General features: G+C 61.1%; 8 protein-coding genes and 1 pseudogene. 5 read left to right on the forward strand and 4 right to left on the reverse strand.

Translation table 11 applies throughout. From position 1 onward, the window contains the following. Positions 1 to 1407: sigma 54-interacting transcriptional regulator (locus A3728_RS06710; protein WP_067921416.1), on the reverse strand; the 1407-nt coding region annotated here is incomplete at its 3' end. A 189-nt stretch (positions 1408 to 1596) separates the two neighbouring features. Between A3728_RS06710 and A3728_RS06715 the strand changes: the two genes are divergently transcribed. The 4 genes from A3728_RS06715 to cynS all read left to right on the forward strand — a co-directional run bounded on the left by A3728_RS06715 (position 1597) and on the right by cynS (position 5274). Continuing rightward, positions 1597 to 2982: a CmpA/NrtA family ABC transporter substrate-binding protein gene (locus A3728_RS06715; protein WP_067921418.1), complete on the forward strand. Its 1386-nt coding sequence runs from the start codon at positions 1597 to 1599 to the stop codon at positions 2980 to 2982. Beyond that, positions 2982 to 3815, forward strand: a complete 834-nt coding sequence (ntrB, locus tag A3728_RS06720) for a nitrate ABC transporter permease (RefSeq protein WP_067921420.1) — start codon at positions 2982 to 2984, stop codon at positions 3813 to 3815. The genes A3728_RS06715 and ntrB overlap by 1 nt, the downstream gene beginning before the upstream one ends. 11 nt (positions 3816 to 3826) lie before the next feature. Beyond that, on the forward strand, positions 3827 to 4729 hold the full coding sequence (locus tag A3728_RS06725) for an ABC transporter ATP-binding protein (RefSeq protein ID WP_067921422.1): 903 nt from the start codon (positions 3827 to 3829) through the stop codon (positions 4727 to 4729). A gap of 74 nt (positions 4730 to 4803) precedes the next feature. Next, entirely contained in the window at positions 4804 to 5274 is a 471-nt protein-coding gene (gene cynS / locus A3728_RS06730) for a cyanase (RefSeq protein WP_067921424.1), read from the forward strand. Positions 5275 to 5358: 84 nt separating this feature from the next. Here cynS and A3728_RS06735 read toward each other — a convergent pair whose 3' ends face one another. Further along, the gene (locus tag A3728_RS06735; protein WP_236628263.1) at positions 5359 to 6312 is read right to left on the reverse strand and encodes an alpha/beta fold hydrolase; all 954 of its coding nucleotides are present in this window, start codon (positions 6310 to 6312) and stop codon (positions 5359 to 5361) included. A 347-nt stretch (positions 6313 to 6659) separates the two neighbouring features. Between A3728_RS06735 and A3728_RS06740 the strand changes: the two genes are divergently transcribed. Then, positions 6660 to 7394: a GlxA family transcriptional regulator gene (locus A3728_RS06740; RefSeq protein WP_236628262.1), complete on the forward strand. Its 735-nt coding sequence runs from the start codon at positions 6660 to 6662 to the stop codon at positions 7392 to 7394. Between the two features lie 71 nt (positions 7395 to 7465). Here the strand turns inward: A3728_RS06740 and A3728_RS06745 are convergent, their stop codons facing one another. Further along, positions 7466 to 8416 carry an MBL fold metallo-hydrolase gene (locus A3728_RS06745; RefSeq protein WP_201722179.1) on the reverse strand — a complete coding sequence of 317 codons (951 nt, stop codon included), beginning with the start codon at positions 8414 to 8416 and terminating at the stop codon, positions 7466 to 7468. After that, positions 8413 to 8623, reverse strand: a pseudogene (locus tag A3728_RS22220) (MBL fold metallo-hydrolase); the annotation flags it as partial. The pseudogene A3728_RS22220 and the gene A3728_RS06745, both read right to left, overlap by 4 nt.

Here is an 8623-nt window from a genome sequence, read left to right on the forward strand (position 1 = left end):
GATCGAAAACAGGTTCAGCGCAAAATAGAGGTCCTGACGGAACCGCCCTGCCCTGACCTCTGCGGACAGGTCACGCGATGTGGTGGCCACCACGTTCAACGAGACAGGCGTATCCTCACCGGCGCCCAGCCTTTGGAATGACCCGCTCTGCAACACGTCATGCAGCTTGGCCTGCAGGTTCTTGGACAGGTCAGCGATTTCATCAAGATGCAAGGTGCCGTTGTTCGCCATCAGCAGCTTGCCGGTCTGGTCCCGGTTCGCGCCCGGGAAGGCGCCCCGCCGATGGCCGAAAAGCTCCGCTTCCATCGTCTGGGCGTTCGTCTCACTACAATTTATACGGACGAGCGGACGACGGTGGCGGCTGCTGGCTTCATGAATGGCGGAAACGGTCATGCTCTTGCCCGAACCCGGGGGGCCCGAGACCAGCACGTGCGCATTCCCCTGTGCGGCCAGTTCGATCTGGGCGTTGAGCGACCTGATGGCGGGGGAGACACCGACGACCCCGGCCTGCGACCGGGCCGAACGGATTTCGGTGAGGAGGTAGTCGTTTTCCTGCTCCAGCTTTTGCTGGAGTTCCTTCACCTCATCAAGCGCCTCGCGCAGCTTGCGCTCGTTCTCACGCCGCTCGGTGACATCGCGGAAGATGACGACCGCGCCGGCAAGGATCTGTTGATCGTAAACCGGGGTAGAGACGTATTCGACCATGATGGGCTTGCCGTCCTTCCGCCAGAACACGTCATCGTCGACGCGCATGGTTTCGTCCTTTCGAAAGGACGCGTAGATCGGACATTGATGGGCGGGGAAATGCTCTCCGTTCAGGTGCTTGTGGTGGATGATCGGATGCAATTCGCGCCCGATCAGGTCATCGGCGGACCATCCCAGCATTTCCTGTGCGGCGCGGTTGACGAAGGTCGCCTGACCCTGCGCGTTGATCCCGTAGATACCTTCGCCCGCCGCTTCGAGGATCAGGTGGTTCTGCGCCTCCACCTCGCGAAAGAAGCCGTAGATTTTCTGCCATTGCATCAACCCGCCCTTCTGCTGCGCCTCCTGCTCCGCTTCGCGGCTGCGTTTGTCCAGATCGTCCAGGTCGAGGAAGCTCAGCAGCACCTCGTCATCGTCCAGTTGCACGCCATAGGTCTGCACCCTGGGTGGCACCTCCCCGGCCCCGCGAAACTGCAGGGCGCGGGCTGTGTAGCGACCGAAATGTGCGACAGCGTCCAGAAAAACGGCCATGTCCCCGGTCGCGGAGACCAATATATCCGACAGGCGCGCTTCTGCGGTATCGAGGTCGAACAGAAGGCGCGCGGCTGGGTTCGCCTTCAGGATGCGGTTGGCGCGGGGGTCCACCAGCAGGGCGGGCAAGGGTTGCAGATCCACGACCGGCAGATATGGGGAATCATCGAGCATGCTCTCAGCATTGCGCGGAATGGCCGCTAGTGACTTTACGAAAAACCGTAATTTACGAAATCTCGTCAGCTTTGCCTAAACAATAGTCAAAAAAAACAACGAATTGCTAAAGTTCAGGCATTTTGCTGGGCGGCTGGGCCGCCGCAGCGCGGCATGAGAGGTTTGATCAACACCGACAGGAGTTGAGAAATGATCATCAAAAGCCTCGGAAATCCGTACTCAGAAAACACCGACCTGCGGCATGGCGCCGACTGCGACTGCGACGCCTGCAGCGGCCCCGGCCATGACACGCGCGATGCCGCGCCGCAGGATATGTCATCCGAACAGATGATGGAGCGTGCCGTCGAAAGCGCCATCGTCCGTTCCGTCTTTGGCCAGAACGACATCGGGCGGCGGTCCTTCATGGGGATGATCGGGGGCACGACCGCAGCCGCGGCGCTAGCGTCCGTTTTTCCGGTCAAAGAGGCAGCGGCGGCGATACTGGATGATCTCGGCCCGCCGGAAAAGACGGATCTGAACATCGGTTTCGTGCCCATCACCTGTGCCACACCGATCATCATGGCCCAGCCTCTGGGCTTCTACGAACGCTACGGGCTCAACGCCAAGGTCATCAAGACGGCGGGCTGGGCCGTCGCGCGGGACAAGTCACTGTCAGGGGAATATGACGCCAGCCACATGCTGACCCCGATGCCGCTCGCCATGACGCTGGGCGCGGGGTCCATGGCCGAACCCTATATCATGCCCGCGGTCGAGAACATCAACGGGCAGGCCATCGTGCTGTCCAATGAACACCTCGACAAGCGCGACCCCAAGCAATGGAAGGGTTTCACCTTCGGCGTGCCCTTCGAATATTCGATGCACAACTTCCTGCTGCGCTACTACGTGGCCGAACACGGGCTCGATCCCGATGTGGATATCCAGATCCGGGTCGTTCCGCCGCCCGAGATGGTTGCCAACCTGCGCGCGGGAAACCTCGATGGCTACCTGTCGCCCGATCCGTTCAACCAACGCGCGGTCTACGAGGGCATCGGATTCATCCACCTGCTGACCAAGGAACTGTGGGAAGGCCACCCCTGCTGCGCCTTCGCCGCGCCCCTGTCCTTCGCGCAAGAGCTGCCCAACACCTACGGCGCGCTTCTGAAATCGATCATCGATGCGACGCAATACGCCTCGAAGGCCGAAAACCGGGCGGAGATCGCGGAGGCGATTTCACCGACCAACTACCTCAACCAGCCGGTGACGGTGGTTCAACAGGTCCTGACCGGCACCTATGCCGATGGTCTGGGCGAAGTGAAACGCGTGCCCGACCGGATCGATTTCGACCCCTTCCCGTGGCATTCCATGGGCATCTGGATCCTGACCCAGATGAAGCGTTGGGGCTATATCGAAGGCGACGTGGACTACAAGTCGGTGGCCGAACAGGTCTACCTTGCCGCCGACGCCCGCAAGGTGATGAAAGACCTTGGCTACGACGCGCCGGAGGTGACGTACAAGTCACACACCATCATGGGCAAGACCTTCGACCCGGCGACGCCCGAAGACTATGTGAACAGCTTCGCGATCGGGGCAAGCTGATGGGAACGCTTTCGGAAAACAAGAAGGCGGCATTGCTGTCCGTGATGCTGCTGATCGTCGGCTTCCTTGTCTGGGAGCTGTCGATCCCCGCCCAGAAAGCCGTAGGCGAGCTGACGGAATACGAACTGCTGACCGGCGGCGGCCAGCCCAAGGCCGGCGTCCCGCCCCCCAGCCAGGTGCTGGGCAAGGCGTGGGAACAGCTTTCGAACCCGTTTTACGACGCGGGGCCCAATGACAAGGGGATCGGGATCCAGATCGGCTATTCGATCTACCGCGTGTTGACGGGCTACCTGCTGGCCGCGCTCGTGGCGCTCCCGCTGGGGTTCGTGATCGGCATGTCCTCGGTCGCCTACAAGGCGCTCAACCCCTTCATTCAGGTCCTGCGCCCGATTTCACCGCTGGCGTGGATGCCACTGGCGCTCTTTGTCATCCAAGACAGCGAAGCAAGCGCGATCTTCGTGATCTTCATCTGCTCGATCTGGCCGATGCTGATCAACACCGCTTTCGGAGTCGCCGGTGTGCGCGAAGATTGGGTGAATGTCGCCCGGACCCATGAACTGGGTGCCATCAGAACCGCCTTTACCGTCATTCTGCCCGCAGCCGCGCCGACGATCGTCACGGGTATGCGGATCTCCATCGGGATCGCCTGGCTGGTGATCGTCGCGGCGGAGATGCTCGTGGGCGGCACCGGCATCGGGTACTACGTCTGGAACGAGTGGAACAACCTCGACCTGACCTCCGTCATCTTCTCCATCCTTGTGATCGGCATCGTGGGCATGCTGCTGGACTCCATGTTCGGCCTGCTGCAGCGCGCCGTCGCCTTCAGCGAATAGGAACGCTCAAAATGTCAAAACCTTTCCTGAGCATTGAACAACTCACCCAGCGCTATCCCGATGGCCAAGGGGGTGAATTCACCGTCTTCGAAAACGCCACCTTCGGCATAGAAAAGGGCGAATTCGTCTGCATCCTCGGCCATTCGGGCTGCGGCAAATCCACGATCATGAACATTCTGGCGGGGCTTTCCGAACCCACCAGCGGCGTCGTCAAGATGGATGGCCAGCACGTGTCCGGCCCCAGCCTCGACCGGGGGGTCGTGTTCCAGAACTACTCGCTCCTGCCATGGCTGTCCGCGTTGAAAAACGTCACCTTCGGCGTGGCCGCCCGGTTCCCGGACTGGGACAAGGCAAAGGTGGTCGAACATTCCACGGCCTTTCTGGCCAAGGTGGGGCTGACCGGCGATACCATTCACCGCAAACCGAGCCAGCTTTCGGGCGGGATGCGCCAGCGCGTTTCCATCGCCCGCGCCTTCGCCAACGAGCCAAAGCTGCTGCTGCTCGATGAACCCTTCGGCGCGCTGGACGCGCTGACCCGCGGCACGATTCAGGAAGAGCTGATCAAGGTCTGGAAAGACACCGACCAGACCGTCTTCATGATCACCCATGACATCGACGAGGCGATCCTGCTGGCGGACCGCATCCTGCTGATGACGAACGGGCCGCTGGCGCAGGTCGCCGAAAACGTGGAGATCACGATCCCGCGGCCCCGCGTGCGCAACGATATCGTCGAACATCCCAACTATTACGCCATCCGCAACCACCTTGTGCATTTCCTTGCGAAGCGTTCGGCGGAGCTGTCGGGTAAATCGAGCGACCGTAATTCCCCGGCCACCGTCCGCTTCGATCTGACCGGCGAAACTGCCACCGAGGATCCCGAAACGGCGCCATTGCTGCGTGCCGTTCAAGCGTGACTCCGCAGGCCTCACAAGGCCCCCGGCTCCGACGGGCCTGAAATTAACCACACCAACAAAGCGAGAACCGAACAATGAAAGATACGATTGCACTGTCCGAAGCGTTGACCAAGGAAGACGTCACCGCGATGATCCTGTCTGCCAAGAAGCAGGCGGGTCTGAAATGGGAGGAGATTGCCGAGAAAATCGGCATGTCGCCGATCTGGACCCATTCCGCGGCCATGGGGATGAACGCCTTTCCGCCGGAAAAGGCACGGCTCATGGTTTCGGTGATGGGACTTCCGCAGGAGGCGGAAAGCGTCCTGATCGAAAGCCCGACGAAGATCTGGGAACAGGCCGTGCCGACCGACCCCTGCATCTACCGCTTCTACGAGATCGTCGGCGTCTACGGCCCGACGCTGAAGGCGATCATTCAGGAAAAATTCGGCGACGGCATCATGTCGGCCATCGATTTCGACATGTCGGTCACCCGGGTGGAAAACCCCAAGGGCGACCGGGTCAAGGTCGAGATGTCCGGCAAGTTCCTCAACTACAATAGCTGGTAAAACCTGCGCTGTCCCTCGGGCGGATAGCGGATCCCACCGGCGGTACGAAACCGGAGCCCTGCGGAGGGCTCCGGTCAGTCACATTCAGCCCTGGACGAAGGTCAGCAGGTCCGGGTTCACCAGACCCGGGTGCGTGGCGAAGAAACCATGCGACAGCCCGTCGTAAAGCTTCATCGTACCATTCGGCAGCAGCTTGATCGATTCCTCTGCTGAATTCCCTACCGGCACGACCTGATCGTCCTTGCCGTGCAGCACCAGTGTCGGAACATTCATCGCTTTCAGATCTTCGGTTTGGTCGGTTTCCGAGAACACCTCGATGCACTGATACTGGGCGTAAGAGCTTCCCATCATGCCTTGGCGCCACCAGTTGCGGATCAGGCCCTCGATCGGCTCGTTCCCATCGCGGTTGAAGCCGTAGAACGGCCCGGACGGCAGATCGATGAAGAATTGCGCGCGGTTTTCCGCAAGGCTCTTGCGGATGCCGTCAAAGACCTCCATCGGGACGCCGTTGGTGTTGGTGTCGGTTTTCACCATGAGCGGCGTGATCGCGCCCAGTAGCGCGGCCTTGGCCACCCGGCCCTCTTCGGCGCGGGCGACATAGGCCGCCACTTCGCCGCCGCCGGTGGAATGGCCGATATGAACGGCATTCCTCAGGTCAAGCGCGGTCGCCAGATCCACCACGTCGTTGGCGTAGGTATCCATGTTGTGGCCCGTGTCGGTCTGGTCCGAACGGCCATGGCCGCGGCGGTCATGAGCAACGACGCGATAGCCGTTGGACAGGAAAAACAGCATCTGGTTGTCCCAGTCATCGGCGCTCAACGGCCAGCCGTGATGAAACACGATGGGCTGTGCGTCGCGCGGACCCCAGTCCTTGTAGAAGATATTTGTGCCATCCCGTGTTTCGATCGAGGACATAATTGTTTCTCCGTTGTTCTCTGTGAGTTGCTGCGCCACGAGCACGGCAGGCATCGTGGCAAGGAGCGTCGTCGCGCCGCCCGCTTGCAAGATCGTACGTCTGGACAGTTTGTTCTGGGTCATGTTCGTCAGCTCTCCCTTGCTTTTGTTTGCGCCTTGAGCATTGCAATCTCCGCTACGGCGGGCGATTGTCATAAATGACAAGTTTGAGGCCTAATGTGACAAAAGCACCGACCGATTATGTCGCCGAAATCGGGCTCCTGATTTATCCCCAATCCCAATTGTCGGCGATCTACGGTCTTACGGATCTCTTCCGGATTGCCGGAGACGCGGCGGAAGAGAACGGCCCCCGAAATGTGCGGGTTACGCATTGGCGGGCAGAGCGGGGGAAACCCCCTTCCTGCGTCTGGGAGTCTCACCCGGCATCCGGTCGCGGCCTAGACTACGTGATTTCGCCGCCAAGCATCGTGATGCCCGACAAGATGCAGCCGATGCCGGTCGAGGCCGCTTGGTTGCAGGCGCAGTACAACGCTGGCTGCCGGGTATGCTCGATCTGCGCCGGCGCGTTCGTTCTGGCCGAAAGCGGATTGCTCCGGGGCCGGCGCGTCACCACGCACTGGGCCTTTGCAAAGGAACTGGCCCAACGTCACGGAGACATCGAAGTCGCGGTACGGAACATGGTTCTGGATGACGGGGATATCATCTCGGCGGGTGGCATTCTCGCCTGGACAGACATCGGGTTAGTGCTGGTGGAGCGGCTCTTCGGGCGCAGCACGATGCTCTCCACGGCGCGCTTTCTGGTGATCCAGCCCCCCCGCCCGACGCAGCTGCCGTTCACCGAATTCGTTCCGTTTTTCGACCATGGCGATGAAGCGATCCTGCGGGTGCAGCACCACATTCAGGAAGATCTGACCGCCCCGCTCCACCACAAGGAGCTTGCCCGTATCGCAAAACTCGAACGCCGCACCTTCATCCGCCGGTTTTCCAAGGCTACCTCTCTCAATCCGACGGAGTACATTCAGCAGGTACGCGTCGCCAAGGCCCGCGGTATTCTGGAATTGACCAATCGTTCGCTGGATCAGGTCGCGTGGGAAGTTGGCTACAAGGACGCATCCGCCTTCAGCAAAATTTTCCAGCGCCTTTCCGGCCTGCCCGTCACGGAATATCGGCGACAGTTCGGCATCGCAAAAGGCGCCTCTCACTGAGTTGCGAAGTGCCGCAAAACCCCGGCGGGGCCGTCTGACAAGCTTGGCAATACGCCGAACCCGCTCAGATCTTATTCGAACTCCATCTGCTCAAAGACACGACCGGCGTTGCGGGTTGCCAGTTCTTCGAAGGTGTCGAGATGGGCGTAGGGGCTCTGATCCACGTAATAGGCTTCTGCCAGTCCGCCGCCCGCGTCCAGGTGCTGCCCGATCAATTCACGCAGATCGCGCAGGTAGTCGCGGGTGTAACGCCGCACCTGCGCCATGTTGGTGGGATGACCATGACCGGGGATCACATAGGTGGCGTCGAGCGCTTCGAATTCCTGATCCCAGGTTTCCAGCCAGGCGGCGGTATCGGTGTCATCGAAGATGGGTAAAAGCCGTTCGTGAAACGCCATGTCGCCCGCGATGACAAGGCTCTGCTCGGGGAGCCAGACCGACACGTCGCCCGGGCTGTGCGCGGGGCCGAGGTAGAGCACCTCGATCCTGAAATCGCCCATCTCGATGATACGGGCATCGTCGAATGTCTCCGTCGGGCCGACCAGCGTTGTGCCATCGGCCCGTTCCTTAAGCACGCGCTGATGCTGCTGTAGCGACTGCGCGCCATCGTTCAGGAACGCCTCCGCGGCGTCCTCATGAGCAAGGATCGGGACGCCCTGTTCCTGCCAATAGGAATTGCCCAGCATCGCATGGCCCTGCCCGTTCTCGTTGATCACGAGGCGGACCGGCTGTTGGGTGATCTGCCGGATCTCTTCGTGCAGCGCCTTGGCCAGCAGATAGGCCGCACCACCATTGATCACGACGACCCCGTCGCCGGTGACGATGAAGCTCAGGTTGTTGTTGTGGCCCCAGTTCTCATAGGTGGGCGGCGCGGTCGCGCCGATGGCGGACCAGACATGCGGGATGACCTCCACCGGTTTTCGGTAAAGGGCAGAGCCGGGATACTGATCGGCGATGTCCTCGATGGCCAGAAGAGGCGGCGCGGAAAAGACGGTCAGGAACAGAAGCAGCCAGCGTATCATTGATCCTCCGGTACGTAACGGAAAGCACCCCCCGTGCGCTCCACACGGCCCATACCGCCTTGGGGCAGATGGAACCCGACCATCAGCATCTGCTCCGCGGCCAACCGGTCCAGCAATGCGAGGCGCGTGGCGATCCCCGCTTCCATGTCCTGATCCCCTCCGCTCGGCCAGTCCGGTCGTGCAAAGGCGGCGTGGTGGTTGCCGATA

Source organism: Sulfitobacter sp. HI0040 (assembly GCF_001634885.1).
GTDB lineage: Bacteria > Pseudomonadota > Alphaproteobacteria > Rhodobacterales > Rhodobacteraceae > Sulfitobacter.